The sequence below is a fragment of the Streptomyces sp. NPDC046866 genome, assembly GCF_040704625.1.
Lineage (GTDB): Bacteria > Actinomycetota > Actinomycetes > Streptomycetales > Streptomycetaceae > Streptomyces.
On sequence record NZ_JBEYXN010000016.1, the window covers coordinates 82198 to 96761 of the forward strand.

At 74.7% G+C, this 14564-nt stretch carries 12 protein-coding genes; 3 read left to right on the forward strand and 9 right to left on the reverse strand.

The genetic code is table 11. The features are described 5' to 3' along the window. Nucleotides 1–129: 129 nt before the first annotated feature. The 5 genes from AB0953_RS22765 to AB0953_RS22785 form a co-directional block, all read right to left on the reverse strand. Entirely contained in the window at nt 130–1080 is a 951-nt protein-coding gene (locus tag AB0953_RS22765; RefSeq protein WP_366861359.1) for a carbohydrate ABC transporter permease, read from the reverse strand. Then, nucleotides 1077–2420, reverse strand: a complete 1344-nt coding sequence (locus AB0953_RS22770) for an ABC transporter permease subunit (protein ID WP_366861360.1) — start codon at nt 2418–2420, stop codon at nt 1077–1079. Before AB0953_RS22770 ends, AB0953_RS22765 begins: the two co-directional genes overlap by 4 nt. Before the next feature lie 11 nt (nt 2421–2431). Beyond that, a complete protein-coding gene (locus AB0953_RS22775; protein WP_366861361.1) occupies nt 2432–3766 on the reverse strand; it encodes an ABC transporter substrate-binding protein in 1335 nt (444 codons plus the stop codon). 84 nt (nt 3767–3850) lie between these two features. Then, nucleotides 3851–5533 carry a glycoside hydrolase family 13 protein gene (locus AB0953_RS22780; protein ID WP_366861362.1) on the reverse strand — a complete coding sequence of 561 codons (1683 nt, stop codon included), beginning with the start codon at nt 5531–5533 and terminating at the stop codon, nt 3851–3853. 257 nt (nt 5534–5790) lie between these two features. After that, nucleotides 5791–7068: an ABC transporter substrate-binding protein gene (locus AB0953_RS22785; protein ID WP_366861363.1), complete on the reverse strand. Its 1278-nt coding sequence runs from the start codon at nt 7066–7068 to the stop codon at nt 5791–5793. A gap of 177 nt (nt 7069–7245) precedes the next feature. On the opposite strand from AB0953_RS22785, the gene AB0953_RS22790 reads away from it, so the two are divergent. Genes AB0953_RS22790 through AB0953_RS22800 form a run of 3 tightly spaced genes read left to right on the forward strand, consistent with a single transcriptional unit; the run spans nt 7246 to nt 10914 of the window. Continuing rightward, on the forward strand, nt 7246–7752 hold the full coding sequence (locus AB0953_RS22790; protein WP_366861364.1) for a PadR family transcriptional regulator: 507 nt from the start codon (nt 7246–7248) through the stop codon (nt 7750–7752). After that, on the forward strand, nt 7749–8582 hold the full coding sequence (locus tag AB0953_RS22795; protein WP_366861365.1) for an ABC transporter ATP-binding protein: 834 nt from the start codon (nt 7749–7751) through the stop codon (nt 8580–8582). The genes AB0953_RS22790 and AB0953_RS22795 overlap by 4 nt, the downstream gene beginning before the upstream one ends. Nucleotide 8583: 1 nt before the next feature. Beyond that, a complete protein-coding gene (locus tag AB0953_RS22800; protein WP_366861366.1) occupies nt 8584–10914 on the forward strand; it encodes an FtsX-like permease family protein in 2331 nt (776 codons plus the stop codon). 351 nt (nt 10915–11265) lie between these two features. On the opposite strand, the gene AB0953_RS22805 is transcribed toward AB0953_RS22800, so the two are convergent. The 4 genes from AB0953_RS22805 to AB0953_RS22820 all read right to left on the reverse strand — a co-directional run bounded on the left by AB0953_RS22805 (nt 11266) and on the right by AB0953_RS22820 (nt 14537). Further along, nucleotides 11266–11907 carry an endonuclease gene (locus AB0953_RS22805; RefSeq protein WP_366861367.1) on the reverse strand — a complete coding sequence of 214 codons (642 nt, stop codon included), beginning with the start codon at nt 11905–11907 and terminating at the stop codon, nt 11266–11268. A 28-nt stretch (nt 11908–11935) separates the two neighbouring features. Further along, complete coding sequence (locus AB0953_RS22810; protein WP_366861368.1) at nt 11936–12364, reverse strand: hypothetical protein; 429 nt, start codon at nt 12362–12364, stop codon at nt 11936–11938. Between the two features lie 146 nt (nt 12365–12510). Beyond that, entirely contained in the window at nt 12511–13881 is a 1371-nt protein-coding gene (locus tag AB0953_RS22815) for a pyridoxal-dependent decarboxylase (RefSeq protein ID WP_366861369.1), read from the reverse strand. A 44-nt stretch (nt 13882–13925) separates the two neighbouring features. Further along, nucleotides 13926–14537: a sugar O-acetyltransferase gene (locus AB0953_RS22820; RefSeq protein WP_366861370.1), complete on the reverse strand. Its 612-nt coding sequence runs from the start codon at nt 14535–14537 to the stop codon at nt 13926–13928. Between the last annotated feature and the right edge of the window lie 27 nt (nt 14538–14564).

Below are 14564 nucleotides of genomic sequence, written 5' to 3' on the forward strand. Positions count from 1 at the left end.
TGCCGGCGGGCCGACATGCCCCGGTGGAGTGAGGACGCGAGGTTCGAGCGGAGCATCGCACTGCTGTGCACCGCCGTCGCCTCCCCTGCCCGCTCCTGGCGGCGTGCACCGCCCGCCCCGGCCGGGTCGTCATTTGACCGAGCCGGCCATCACGCCTTGGACGAAATGCCGCTGGAAGGCGAAGAAGACGATCAGCGGGACGACCAGGGACAGGAACGCCCCCGGTGCGAGGACGCCGATGTTGCTGCCGAACTGCCGGATCTGGGACTGCAGGGCGACCGTGAGCGGCTGGGACCCGCTGTCCGCGAAGAGCAGCGCGACGAGCATGTCGTTCCAGACCCAGAGGAACTGGAAGATGGCCAGGCTCGCGATGGCCGGCCGGCCGAGCGGCAGGACGAGCCGGGAGAAGATCCGCCATTCGCTGCCTCCGTCCATCCGGGCGGCCTCCAGCATTTCGCGCGGTATCTCGGCGAAGTAGTTGCGCAGCAGGAAGACGGCGAACGGCAGCCCGTAGGCGACGTGGAAGAGGACCACGCCCGGAATGGTGCCGAACAGCCCGATCGCGCCGAAGAGTTTGGCCACCGGCAGCAGCCCGATCTGCACGGGGACGACCAGCAGTCCGACGACGACCAGGAAGATGCCGTCCCGGCCGGGGAACTCCAGCCAGGCGAAGGCGTATCCGGCGAGTGCCGCGATCCCGACGACGAGGACGGTGGCGGGCACCGAGATCAGGACGGTGTTGCCGAACGCGGCTGCGATGCCCGAGTCCTTCAGCAGGGCGGTGTAGTTGTCCAGGGACAGCCGGGAGGGGTCGGTGAGCGCGGTCCACCAGCCCCTGGAGGCGTTGTCCTGCTCGGAGCGCATCGAGGACAGCAGCAGCCCGGCGAGGGGCGTGATCCATACGAGGGCCACCAGGACCAGCACGGCCTGGACGGCCGAGCTGCCGAGCAGGCGCCGCAGCCGGGGCGGGCGGCGGGGGTGGCGCGGGCCGGGCGGCGGGCCGGCCGGGGCGGCGGGCCCGGACCGGTCGGCCCGGGTGCGCGGGGGCCGTCGGCGCTCGACGGTGCTGTGGCTGCTCATGCTCCGCTCCTTCGGAAGCGCCGGATGTTGAAGACCATGGCGGGGACCACGAGCAGCAGGAGCACCACGCTGAGCGCGCTGCCGAGCCCCTGGTCGTTGCCGCCGCCGAAGGAGACCAGCCACATGCGGGTGGCCAGGACGTTCGCCTCTTCCTGGACCGGGCCGGGGGCGATGATGTAGACGAGGTCGAAGACCTTCATCACGTTGATCACCAGGGTCACGAAGACGACGGTGAGCACGGGTGCGAGCAGCGGCACGGTGATCCTGCGGAAGATCTGGCCCTCGCTGGCGCCGTCCATCCGGGCGGCCTCCAGGGCGTCGCGCGGGATGGCCGAGAGTCCGGCGCCGATCAGGACCATCGCGAAGCCGGTCCACACCCACAGGTACGCGCCGATGATGGCCGGTGTGACCAGGGCCGGGCCGAGCCAGTCCACGCCCCGGTAGGGGGCCGCGAAGTTGGCAGCCGGCAGCCGGACGGTGTACGCGCCGTCGGCCAGTCCGGTGAGGCGGAACGATCCGTCCGGGGCGGCGGTGGCGGTCGCGGCCACCCGGCCGTCCCGTACGGCCTCGACGGTGATCCCGGGCAGGCCCTTCTCGCCGGGGTCGACCGCGCCGGGGGTGCCGGCGCCGCCGGGGGCGAAGTCGAGGTAGACGAGTCCGGTGATCGAGCCCGCCCCGGGGGCCGGGGCGGCCGCGGCGCGCGCCCCGGCGGGGACGGCCTCGGGGGCCACCCCGACCAGGCCGAGGCTCACCGATTCGCCGGGGCGGACGGTCTGCTCGGTGCTGTAAGGCCCTCCCGGTCCACCCGCCAGCCCGCGGTGCTCACGGGCCCTGGCCGTCGGGTACGCGGCGGAGTCGTGGAAGGCGTCGTGGACCGCGACGACCGCCGCGTTGAGGACGCCCCGGTCGGGGTTCTGCTCGTAGGCGAGGCGGAAGATGATGCCCGCGGCGAGGAAGGACACGGCCATCGGCAGGAAGAGCACCAGCTTGAAGGCGGTCGCCCAGCGCACTTTCTCGGTGAGGACGGCGAGCAGCAGCCCGAGGCCGGTCAGCAGGGTCGGGGCGACGACGACCCAGAGGGTGCTGTTGCGGATCGCCTTGAGGGTGGCCGGGTCGCGGACGATCGCCGCGTAGTTGCCGGCTCCGACGAACCGGTCGCCGCCGGCGTCGAAGAGACTGCGGCCGACGGAGAAGAGGACCGGGTAGACGACGAGTGCGCCGAGCAGCAGCAGGGCCGGCAGGACGAAGACGACCGCGAGGCGGCGTTTCCTTCTCAGGGCCCGGCGCCGCGGGTCGGCCGCGGCCCGGGCGGTCAGGGGGGCAGTGGCGGTGTCAGCCATGGTGGGTCGCCTCAGTTGCCGTAGGCCTTGGCGGCCTCGGCCTCGAGCTTGGCGGCCGTGCCCTGCGGGTCCGAGGGGTCGCGCAGGAAGTCCTGCAGGAGCTTCCACTCCCCCGCCCCCTTGGTGCCGCCGAACGCGGCCGGCGCCTGGTCCGACATGTCGAAGCGCACCGAGTCGCCGGCCGCGACGAGTGACTGCGCGGTGGCGCGGGCGGTGTCGTCCGCGTACGCGGAGGGGGCGACCTTGGTGTTCGGGGACAGGAAGCCGCCCGCGCCGGCCCAGACCTCGGCCGCCTCGGGGCTCGCGAGGAATTCCAGCAGCTTCATGCCGGCCGCGGCGTTCTTGCCCTGCTTGAGCACGACGGCCGCGTCGCCGCCGCTGACGACCGGGGCCTTGCCGCCGTCGACGGCCGGGAAGGGGAAGAACCTGGCGTCCTTGCCGGGAGTCTTGCCGAACTGGTCCTTGGCGACGCCGCCGACGAAGTCGCCCTCGTAGACCATGCCCGCCTTGGGCTCGGGGCCGAAGACCCGCTCGACGGACGAGGGGAAGTCGGTCTGCAGGGCCGTCTCGGCGCCGCCGGCGACGAGCTGCTTGTCCTTGAACAGCTCGCCGAGGGTGGTCAGCGCCTTGACCACGCTGTCGTCGGTCCACTTGATCTTGTGCTGGGCGAGCTGGTCGTACTTCTCCGGTCCCGCCTGGGAGAGGTAGAGGTTCTCGAACCAGTCGGTGAGGGTCCAGCCGTCCTCGCCGGCTATCGCGAAGGCCGGGCGGCCGGAGTCGGCGAGGGTGCGGCCGGCCTTGAGCAGGTCGGCGTAGCTCTTGGGCTCGCCGACGCCCGCCTGGGAGAAGGCCTCGGGGGCGTACCAGACGGTGGACTTGTGGGCGGCCTTGAAGTACAGGCCGTAGTAGGTGCCGTCGACGGTGCCGTAGTTCTTCCACACGGGGGCGAGGGTGGAGCCCGCGGTGGCTGCGGCCCCGTCGGACAGGGGCTGGAGCCAGCCCGCCTTGGCGAACTGCTGCAGGACGCCCACCTGGGGGACCATCACCACGTCGGGCGCGTTCCCGCCCTCGATCTTGCTTCCGACGAAGGTGGAGACGTTGTCGCCGGAGGGGACGAAGACCGTCTTGGCGCCGGTCTTCGCGGTGAAGGCGTCCAGGACCTTCTTGAAGTTCTTCTGCTCGCTGCCGGTCCAGACGCCGGCCACGGTCACGGTCTGGCCGCTGAGTTCGCCGCCGGATGCGGGGCCGGTCGTACCTCCGCCGCAGGCGGTGGCGGCGAGGGCGAGGAGGAGGGCGGCGGACGTGGCGGCCGCGGTGCGTCGGGGCGTGGTGCTGGGTCGTCGCATGAGGGGTTCCCTTTCGAGGAGGTCGGGAGGCTGCGGACCGGCTGCGGAGGGGGTTCGCGGGGGTCGCGCCGGCAGGGGGCGGGGTCAGGGGGTCGGGCAGTCCGCCGTCCACCAGGCGGCGGTGGCGGGCGGCAGCAGACCGTCCGGGCAGGGTCCGCTGGCGAGCAGCGGGGGCCCGGCGACCGGGGCGGGTACGGGCTCCGTGCCGAAGTTGACGGCGCAGACCAGGCCTTCGCCGCGGGCGATGGCGAGGACCTGCGGGGGCGCGTCCAGCCAGCGCAGGGTGCCGTCGCCCAGCTGCGGCAGGCTGCGCCGCAGCTGGAGGCCTTCGCGGTAGAGGTGCCAGAAGGAGCGGGTGTCGGCGACGGCGCGGTCGGTGGCGTGCTCGGCGAACCAGGCGGGCTGCGGCAGCCACGGCCGGGCGCCGCCCGCGCCCTGGGTGAAGCCGAACGGGGAGGCGTGCCCGGACCAGGGCAGCGGCACGCGGCACCCGTCCCGGATGTGCTTGCGGCTGCCCGTGCGGTGGAAGATCGGGTCGGTGAGGACCTCGTCGGGCAGGTCGAGGACCTCGGGCAGGCCGAGCTCCTCCCCCTGGTAGACGTACGCGGCGCCGGGCAGGGCGAGCATCAGCAGGGCCGCGGCGCGGGCGCGGGCGGCGCCCAGTCCGCTGCCCTCCACGCCGGGCTCTCCCGCGTAGCGGGTGACGGTGCGGACCTGGTCGTGGTTGTTGAGGACCCAGGTGACGGTGGAACCGGTGCCGGCGATGTCGCGGATCGCCTCGGTGATCGTGGCGCGGAAGGCGCCGGCGTCCCAGGGCGCGCTGAGCAGGTCGAAGAAGAAGGCCTGGTGCAGCTCGTCGGGGCGGACGTACTCGGCGTGCTCGCGTGCGGTCGGTACGGACACCTCGCCCACCAGCAGCCGCTCGTGGCCGTCGCGGGCGGTGTACTCCTCGCAGACCGCGCGCCAGCGGCGCCACACGCCGTGCACCTCGGGCTGGTTCCAGGCCAGCTGGTTGACGGCGTCGCGGGCCCGCTCGTCGGCCCCCGGGTCGTCGGAGTCGGGCAGGTCGGGGTGCTTGAACAGGCCGGCGGCGACGTCGATGCGGAAGCCGTCGACGCCGCGGTCCAGCCAGAAGCGCAGAACCCGCTCGAACTCGTCGCCGACGGCCGGGTCCCGCCAGTTCAGGTCCGGCTGCTCGGGCGTGAACAGGTGCAGGTACCACTCGCCGGGGGCGCCGTCGGGCGCGGTGGTCCGGCTCCAGGCGGGGCCGCCGAACATGGCGCGCCAGTTGTTGGGCGGCTCCGCGCCGTCCGGGCCGCGGCCGGGGGCGAAGTGGAAGCGGGAGCGGGCGGCGCTGCCGGGCTCCGCGGCGAGCGCCTCGCGGAACCACGGGTGCTCGCTGGAGCAGTGGTTCGGGACGATGTCGAGCAGCAGCTTGAGCCCGAGGCGGCGGGCGTCGGCCACGAGGCGGTCGAACTCGGCGAGGTCTCCGTAGACGGGGTCGACGTCGCAGTAGTCGGCGACGTCGTAGCCGTGGTCGTGCTGCGGCGAGGGGTAGAAGGGACTGAGCCAGATGCCGTCGACACCGAGCTTGCGCAGGTAGGGGAGCCCGGCCCGGACGCCGGCCAGGTCGCCGATGCCGTCCCCGGTGCTGTCGAGGAAGCTGCGGACGTAGACCTGGTAGATCACCGCGTCGCGCCACCAGGCGTCGGGGGTGCGGGCGTTGCGGGAGGGGTGGCCGATGTCGGCCGGAAGGGTGCGGAGCATCTCGCGTCGACCTGTTTCTGCTGAATGCGAGAGCGCCCTGAGCAGGTGCGCTGTCAGGTGCGCTGTTATGCATGCATGTTAAGTAGCGGTAACCGGAAGGTGTCAACGATGCGCCGCGAAACGGCCGCAATCTGGGGTGTTTTGTGCGGATACGTCACGGATGCATCCCGATGCAAAACGAAGGGCCTCTACTTAACATGTAAGTAGAGGCCCTTGCGGGAACCCACCCGGAGTGCGGGGAGGAGCAGGAGGTGGGGTCAGCCCTTGCGGGAGATGGATCCGAGCTCGCGCGCGAGTCGCGCGACCGCCTGCTCGGGCGTCCGGCGCTGCGCCAGCAGGTCCTGCGCCACGGCCTGCACGGCGAGGCTCACCTGGTCGTAGCGCGGGCTCTTGGGCCGCGGCACCGCCGACAGCACGCTCTGGCGCAGGGTGGGCAGGTACGGGTAGGCGCGGACCAGCTCGGGGTCCTCGTACAGCGCGGCGCGCACCGGCGGCAGCGACCCCCGGGTGAGGACCTGCCGCTGGACGGGCTCGCTCGTGAGGTAGGCGATCAGATCGGCCGCCGAGGCGGGATGGCGGGCATGGCTGCTGACGGCGAGGTTGGAGCCGCCGAGCACGCTGGCCCCCGGCCCGTCGGGCCCGGGCAGGGGCACGGCGCCGAACCTGCCGGCCACCTCCGAGCCGGCGGCGCCGGCATCGGCGTACACGTAGGGCCAGTTGCGCAGGAAGAGCAGCCGGCCCTCCTGGAAGGCCCGCCGGGACTCCTCCTCCTTGTAGCCGAGCGCCTCACGGGGGATCCAGCCGTCGCGCACGCCGTCCGCGAGGAAGTGCAGTCCTGCGCGCGCGGCGTCCGAGTCCACGGCCACCAGCGCGCCGTCGTCCCGCAGGATCGATCCGCCCGCCGAGTGCACGGCCTCGGTGACGTTGACCGTGAGCCCTTCGTACGGCAGGAACTGGCCGGCGTATCCGCCCAGCCCGTACTTCGGGGCGATGGTGCGGGCCTGGCGGGCCAGTTCGGACCAGGTGCGCGGCGGCGCCTCGCCCTCGCGGTCCAGGATGTCCTTGCGGTAGTAGAGCAGCCCCGCGTTGGTGACGTACGGAACCGCGTACAGGCGGCCGTCGAAGGTCGCGGTGTCGACGACCGGCGGCAGGAAGGTCTCCAGCGGGAAGCGGGCGCGCTCCAGCGGGGCGATCCATCCGGCGGCGGCGAACTCCGAGGTCCACGCGACGTCGATGTTGAGCACGTCGAAGCGATGGCTGCCCGAGCGGAGTTCGCTGATCATCTGGGCCCGGGTCTCGTCGGCCGAATCGGGCAGCTCCACGAGGGTGACGCGCTCCCCGGGATGGCCCCGGTTCCAGTCGTCGAGCAGCGGGGAGAGGTAGCCGGTGAGATCGCCCGCCGTCACGAGCGTCATGGGGCCGCGCGCCCCGGCGGCCGCCGCCCCGGAGTCGGTGCGGGCGCCGAAACCGGCGTGACCCGCCAGCACCACCGCCGCGACCAGGAGAGCTCTTCCCGCGGCACGCATCCACCGCATAGGTTCCTCCCGTACACGGTCCGGCTGCGCGCCGACCGGCCGCCGAACTGTGGGGCCTATATATACCTGTTAGGCATGGGCGATACTAGAGGTCCAGGTGGGAGGGCCGGACGGCGGTGCGGACCGGCCCCCGCCCGGTGAACGGTCGACTACGGAGCGGGAAGGAAGGGGGAGCGAGTGCGGCTGCCGCTCCTGGCACTCCTCACCCGTGGCCCGGCCCATGGTTACGAGCTGAAGCAGGACCTTGAGAAGCTCCTGGGGGCCGCGTACCCTCAGCCGAACGTCGGGCAGATCTACGTCACCCTCGGCCGGCTGGAGAAGAGCGGGCTGATCGAGGGCGAGGACGTCGAGCAGTCGGGCCGGCCCAACAAGCGCACCTACCGGCTGACGGACGCCGGGCGCGAGGCCGTGCTGGCCTGGTTCGAGGAGACCGCCGAGGAGCCGCGGGTACGGGACGAGTTCTTCATGAAGCTCGCCCTCGCGCCGCAGTCGGGTCTGGCCGACCCGATCGCGCTGATCAACAAACAGCGGCGGCAGTACCTGAACACCATGCGGGACCTGTCGAAGCTGGCCGCGGCCGAGGACCGCGACAACAAGATCTCCCACCTGCTGATCGAGGGCGCCATGCTGCACCTGCAGGCCGACCTCGACTGGCTGGAACGCTGCCAGGAGGAGCTGGAATGAGCGACGCCGCCCACACCGCCGACGCCGCTCCCGCCGTGCCCACCGCACCTGTCGGACCCGTCGTGCCCGTCGTGCCCGTCGTACGCACCGAGCGACTGACCAAGACGCACCACGGCGAGGGCGGGCCCGTGCACGCGGTGCGCGGGGTCGACCTGACCGTGCGGCCCGGCGAGTTCGTGGCCGTCACCGGGCCGTCGGGGGCCGGCAAGTCCACCCTCCTGCACCTGATCGGCGGGCTCCAGCGGCCCGACGGCGGGGAACTGTGGCTCGACGGGCAGCGGGTCGACGGGTACGGCGAGGCCCGCTGGGCGGTGCTGCGGCGCCGCAGCATCGGCGTCGTCTTCCAGTTCTTCAACCTGGTCTCGAACCTCACCGTCGCCGACAACGTGGAACTGCCCGCCCTGCTCGCCGGCGCCTCCCCGCGGGCCGCCCGCGACTCCCGGCGCGAGCTCCTCGCCGAGCTGGGCCTGGAGAGGCGCGAGCGGGCGGTGCCCGGGGAGCTGTCGGGCGGCGAACAGCAGCGGGTCGCTCTCGCCCGGGCGCTGGTCAACCACCCGGCCCTGCTGCTCGCCGACGAGCCGGCCGGCAGCCTCGACAGCAAGGGCACGCGCGAGGTGCTGCGGCTGCTCTCGCGGTTCCACCAGCGCGGCCAGACCATCGTGATGGTCACCCATGACGCCCGGATGGCGAGCGCCGCCGACCGCGTCATCAGCTTCTTCGACGGGCGCATAGCCGACGACGCGCCGCTCGGGTACGGGCCCGCCGCCGGCGCCGGGCGGCGCGGTGCGGCGTCCGGGGGCGTCTCCGGCGTACTGGAACTGAAGGACTGACGTGCGGGCCACGCTGCGCTGGGCGCACGCCGACTTCCGCGCGCACCGCGGCGAAGCCCTCTTCGTCGTCCTGGCCAGCGCCGGGATCATCGCCTCGCTCCTGCTGGCCGGCGCCCTGTTCGGGTACGCCGCGCACCCCTGGCAGCGGATCTTCAACGAGTCCCGGGGCGCGCACATCTGGCTGCACACCCGCGGCGGGGCGCCCACGGACGCCCTGGCCGGCCTGGACGGGGTGGCTTCCGTCTCGGGGCCCTTCCGCACGGCGGCGACCACCGTCGAATCGCATGGTGCGCGGGCCGCGGTGACGCTGCGCGCCGCCGCGGCGGAGCCCCCGCAGACGGCGCGGCCGCTCCTCACCGCGGGCGGCTGGCCCGCCCCGGCGGAAGGCGGCGGCGCGGGCGGGGCCGGCAGCGTCGTCCTGGAGCGCTCCGTCGCGCGGGCGCTGTGGGCCGAGCCGGGGGACACGCTACGCGTGACCGGGCCGGACGGCGCCGCGCACGCCCTGCGGGTGAGCGGCATCGCGGAGGCGGCCGAGCCCCGCTACCAGCCCGGTGGCGCCCCGGGGACCGGCTGGGTGCCGGCCGGCACCCTCGATGCGATCGCCCGGGGGGACACGGGGCAGAGCGTGGGGCTGCGCCTGGCGGATCCGGAAGACACCGACTTCCTCGTCCAGCGCGCCGTGACCGCGCTCGGTGCCGACCGGGTGGCCCGGGTCACCACGTGGCGGCAGGCCCGGGCCGAGGCGGGCGGCGACGACCGGCTCCTGGGGCAGATGTTCGCCGTCTTCGGGCTCGGGGCGCTGCTCGCGGCGGCGCTCGCCGCATCGGGGGCGATCGCCGCGCGGGTCCGCGGCCAGCTGAGGGACATCGCCGTCCTGAAGGCCGTCGGCTTCACCCCCGGGCAGGTCGTCCGCGGCTTCCTCCTCCAGCACCTGGCCTTCGCGCTCCTCGGCGTGGCCCTCGGAACGGCGGCGATCGCCCTGCTGGGCTCGCGCATACCGGGGCGCATCGGGGCCGCGGCGAAGCTGTGGCAGGGGCTGCCCGGCCACGGCGCGCTGATGATCGGCGTCCCGTGCGGGGCGCTGCTGCTGATCGCGGCGGCCACCTGGCTCGCGGCCTGGCGGGCCGGACGCGTACCGCCGGTGCCGGTGGCCCGGGCGGCGCTGCCCTCTGCCGCGCCGCTGACCGCGTTGGGCAGGCGGGCGCTCGGGATGCGGGTCTCCCCCGCCCTGGTCCTGGGGTGGCGCGCGGCGTTCCAGCGCCGGGGCAGGACGCCGGCGGCGGTGCTGCGGCTCGCCCTGCCGCTGGCGCTCATCACCGTCGCCCTCGTCTCGTGGTCGACCCTGGACCAGTTCCGCAGCCATCCCGCCCGGGTGGGGCTGCCCGCGGCGCTGACCGTGCGGGCAGAGCAGCCCGCCGGCCCCTCGGACGCGGAGGTGGAGCAGGCCCTCATGGCGGTCCCGGGTGTGGCCGCCGTCCACCCCGGCGCCGAGACCGCGGCGCTCGTACCGGGCCAGACGGGCACCATCACCCTCCGCGGGCTGGGCACGGCCGGGCACCCGTACCCCTCGACGGTGGTGGAGGGGCGCGCGGTGGAGGGCCCGGACGAGGCCGTGGCCGGTCAGGGGCTGTTGGACCTGCTCGGCGTCAGGGTCGGGGACTGGGTGCGGATGACCGTCGAGGGACGGCCGCAGATCCTGCACCTCGTCGGCCGCACCCTCGAGCCCGAGTCGGGCGGCCGCGTCATCACCACGACCCTCGACGCGCTGCGGGAGGGCGATCAGCAGCTGCGGACCGGCTTCCACGCCGTGGTGCTGCGGGAGGGGGCGGACCCGCGGGCCGTGCGCAGCGGGCTCGCCGCGGCGGCGGGCGGCGCCCTGGAGGTCCGGGAGACGCCCAATCCGGCGGACCGGCTGGAGCCCGCCCGCGCGGTGATCGCCGCCCTGATCGGGGTGCTGGCCCTGATCGGGCTGACGGAGCTGCTGACGCTGATCGGCACCGGCGTGCGCGAGCGGGGCCGGGACCTGCTCGCGCTGAAGGCGATCGGGCTGACACCCCGGCAGATCGGGGCGGTGATCGTGACGGCCGCGGGGCTGACCGCGCTGGTGTCCGCCGCGGCGGGCACGGCCGTCGGAGCGCTGGCCGGTCGCTGGCTGGTGGACCGGCAGGGCGCCGCGAGCGGGATCGGCGCGGGCATCGCGACCCTGCCGCCGCTGCCCGTGCTGGCCGCGGTGGTCCTCGGGGCGGTCCTGGGCGCGGTGGCCGCCGCGGCGCTGCCGGCGACCCGGGCGGCGCGCAGCCGCCCGGCGGACACCTTGAACGAGACCTTCTGAGCGGGCCGGTCCGGCTCCCTCAGGACCCCGCCGGCACGCCCGCCGGGCCGGCGCCCGGGCGGCGGCGTCGCAGGACGCGCCGCCGCAGCGCGCGCAGCAGCCGGACGTACCGGAGCCCCCGGAGGAAGCGGCCCTGTCCCTGTGCGGCGCGGCCGACTTCGGCGGAGCCGACTGGTCCGAGGAGCCCGGCGTTTCGCGCGGACGCGGGAAAGCGCGGGTCTTCGCCACCCTGGCCGCCCTCGCCGAGGACCTCGCCGAGGCGTGGAGGACTGCCCTGGGGGCGGCGCCCGGCTCGGTGCGGCCGGAGTACGGACACCACGCCCCGGTGGGGCTCGCCCGGGCGGGCCGCCGCTAGGCCGCCGCGCGCAAGGACTCGGCCGCGCCCCTGGTCAGGCTCACGCGGACGAGGGCCGCCGCCAGCCGGGCGTGGTCCTCCGGCTGCACCAGCTTCCCCAGGCCCTCCCGGGTGGGCGGAAGCCCCAGATCGGCCGCGGTCGCACAGGAGCGCTCGTCGAAGAAGGGGCGCAGCTCCGGCCACACGGCCTGGACCTCCCGGCAGAAGATGTCCGCGCCGACCGGCCCGATCCTCGGCACCTCCTGCACGAGCGCGCGCAGCTCCGCGGTGTCGCCGGAAGCGGCCTCCCGCAGACGGCGCAGGTCGCCGTGGAAGCGGTCGAGCACCAGCTCCGCGCCCTCGCCGAGGGCGGTGGCCGTGCTCTCGTCGTACCGGACGTAGTGCGCCCGCCCGAGGGCGTCCACCCGGTCCTGCCAACGTGAGCCGGCCATCGCCCGGGGCGTGCGCAGCCCGGCCGCGAAGAGCTCCCGGGCGGCGGCGGTGGCGGTTTCCGCGCGGATCCGGATCGAGCACAGGACCGTGAGCACGAGCAACCGGTACAGCGGGGCGGGCTTGTCGCGCAGGGTGATCCCGGCTTCGTCGGCGTAGGTCCGGCCGTGGTCGCGCAGCAGTGCGGCGGTCACCTCGGCGGTGCCCATCGGAAGCGCTCCTCCTCAGTGGCCGAGCTCAGTGGCCGAAGCGCAGACGCCTGCGGGAGCGCCGGGTGCGGGCGGGCGCCTCGTCGCCGCCGCGGCCGAGGTCCGCGTCGCCGTCGCTCCGCTGGTCCTGCGGGGCGTCCGGCCGCCGCTCGTGGAACTCGCCGCGCCCGTTCGGCGGGTACGGCTCGTGCGTCGCGGGCGGCGCCGGCCGGCGGCCGTCGCGCAGGAGCTGCCTGCGGCGGCGGGCCGAGGCGACGCCCGCCTTGATCATGAGGAGGGCGAGGCCGAGGATCAGCGTCAGCGCGATCCCGGCGAGGAACACGGCGAGCCCGTTCAGGGTGGCGATCCCCTGGCCGAGGACGGTCACGTGGTACATCGGACCGTCGGTGTTGTCCGCGACCAGCAGCCCGATGAAGACCCCGGTCGCCCCCAAGAGCAGCAAACCCAGCACCAGCATGGCGCACGTCCTTCCCTGATCCGTGAACCGGCCCCCTCCCTCCTGCGCACGCGCCTACCCCCGCAGCCGCATCCGACTCCTGCGTGCGGCGGCGGCCGGAACAGCGAACGCCGTGCCCCCGACCCTCCACGCCCCGGGGCGGCTCCTCAGGCGGCCGCCGCCGCACGGCGGACCGCGGCGAGGGCGCGCGCGACGTCCTCGTCCGTGGTCGACCAGTTGCTCACCGAGATCCGCATGACGCGCCGGCCGTGCCAGGTGGAGCCGCTGATCCAGGTCGTACCGTCCGCCAGCAGCCGGGTGAGGACCCGCTCCGTGCGCGCTTCGCTGCCGAACTCGGCACACACCTGGGTGAAGACGACGTCGTTGAGGACGTTCGCGCCGTCGATCGCGGCGATGCCGTCGGCGAAGGCCCGGGCGTGCCGGCACAGCCGCTCGACCAGCTCGGCCACGCCCGACCGGCCGAGGGACCGCAGCGCGGCCCACACGGTGAAGGCCCTGCCGCGCCGGGACAGCTCCGGGACCTTGTCGATGGGGTCTCCCTCGTCGGCCTGGATGAGGTAGTCGCCGCGCAGGCCCATCGCCGCCCGGACCGCGGCCGCGTCCCGCACGATCGCGAGCCCGCAGTCGTACGGGACGTTCAGGGTCTTGTGGGCGTCGGTCGCCCAGGAGTCGGCGTCGGCACAGCCGGCCGCGAGGTGGGCGAGGGCCGGGGAGGCGGCCGCCCAGAGCCCGAAGGCGCCGTCGACGTGCACCCATGCGCCGGCCTCGCGAGCGGCGGCGACGGCTTCGGCGAAGGGGTCGAAGGCCCCGGTGTGGATCTCCCCGGCCTGCAGGACCACCAGCGTCGGGCCGCCGGGCTCCCCGGCCGCCAGGGCGCGCCGCAGGGCCTCGGGCCGGATGCGGCCCTGGTCGTCCGCCGGCACCGCTTCGGGGGCGCCGAGCCCCAGGTAGCGCAGCGCCATGTCGACGGCCATGTGCCGGTCCCGGCCCACGACGGCGTGCACGGCCGGCGCGCCCGGGAGCCCGTCGCGGCCGGCGTTCCAGCCGGCGCGGGCCAGCACCGCGTCGCGGCCGGCGGCCAGGCAGGTGAAGTTGGCCATCGTGGCGCCCGTGGTGAAGCCGACGGCGCTGCCGCCCGGCAGGCCGAGCAGGTCGAGCAGCCAGGCGCCGGAGATGTCCTCCACGGCCGAGTACGCCGGTGAGGCGGCGCGCATCACGCAGTTCTGGTCCCAGGCGCTCACCAGCCAGTCCACGGCCAGCGCGGCCGGTTCCGTACCGCCGACCACGAACCCGTGGAAGCGGCCGCTGGGGAAGGCGGTGAGCCCGGGCTCGCAGGCGGTGGCCAGCAGGTCCACGACGTCGGCGGGGGTGCTCGGCCCGTCGGGCAGTTCGGTGCCGAGCGCGCGTACGATCTCCTCGACCGCAGCGCGGGCGGGGACCGGGCGGTCGGACAGGCTGGCCAGCCAGCGCAGGGCGTGGTCGTGCGCCTGCCGGAGCGCGGCTTCGCGCGCGTCCATACCTCGGACTATGGGACAGCCGCCGCACTGCCGCAAGCCGTCCGTCAGGAGCCCGGGCCGGCGCCGACGCGGGCCGGGCGGCCGGGCCCCGACTCGCCGGGGCCGAGGGTGCGCACGATCCGGGCGGGGTTCCCGACGGCCAGCACTCCGGGCGGCAGGTCCTGCACGACCACGGATCCGGCGCCGACGACGGTGTTCTCGCCGATGGTGACGCCGGGGCAGACGATCACGCCGCCGCCCAGCCAGACGTTGTCCCCCACGCTCACCGGCAGGCCGCGCTCCCAGCCGGCCCGCCTGGGCTCCGGGTCCAGCGGGTGCGTGGGCGTCAGCAGCTGGACGTTCGGCCCGATCTGGACGTCGGCGCCGACGGTGATCGGTGCGGTGTCGAGGAAGACCGCGTTGAAGTTGACGAACGTACCGGCGCCGATATGGACGTACCGGCCGAAGTCGCAGTGGAAGGGCGGCCGGATCCGCACCCCCTCGCCCACCGAGCCGAGCAGCTGCCGCAGGATGGCGTCCCGCTCCCCGGGCGTGAGCGGGCCGGGGGCGTTGTACCGCGCGCAGAGCTCGGTGCGGCGCAGGGTCTCGGCGGCGAGCTCGGGATCGTCCGGGAGGTACCAGTCGCCGGCCAGCATGCGCCGCTTGTTCTCGCCCACGGGTGACCTCCGCTCGGAAAGCCTCTG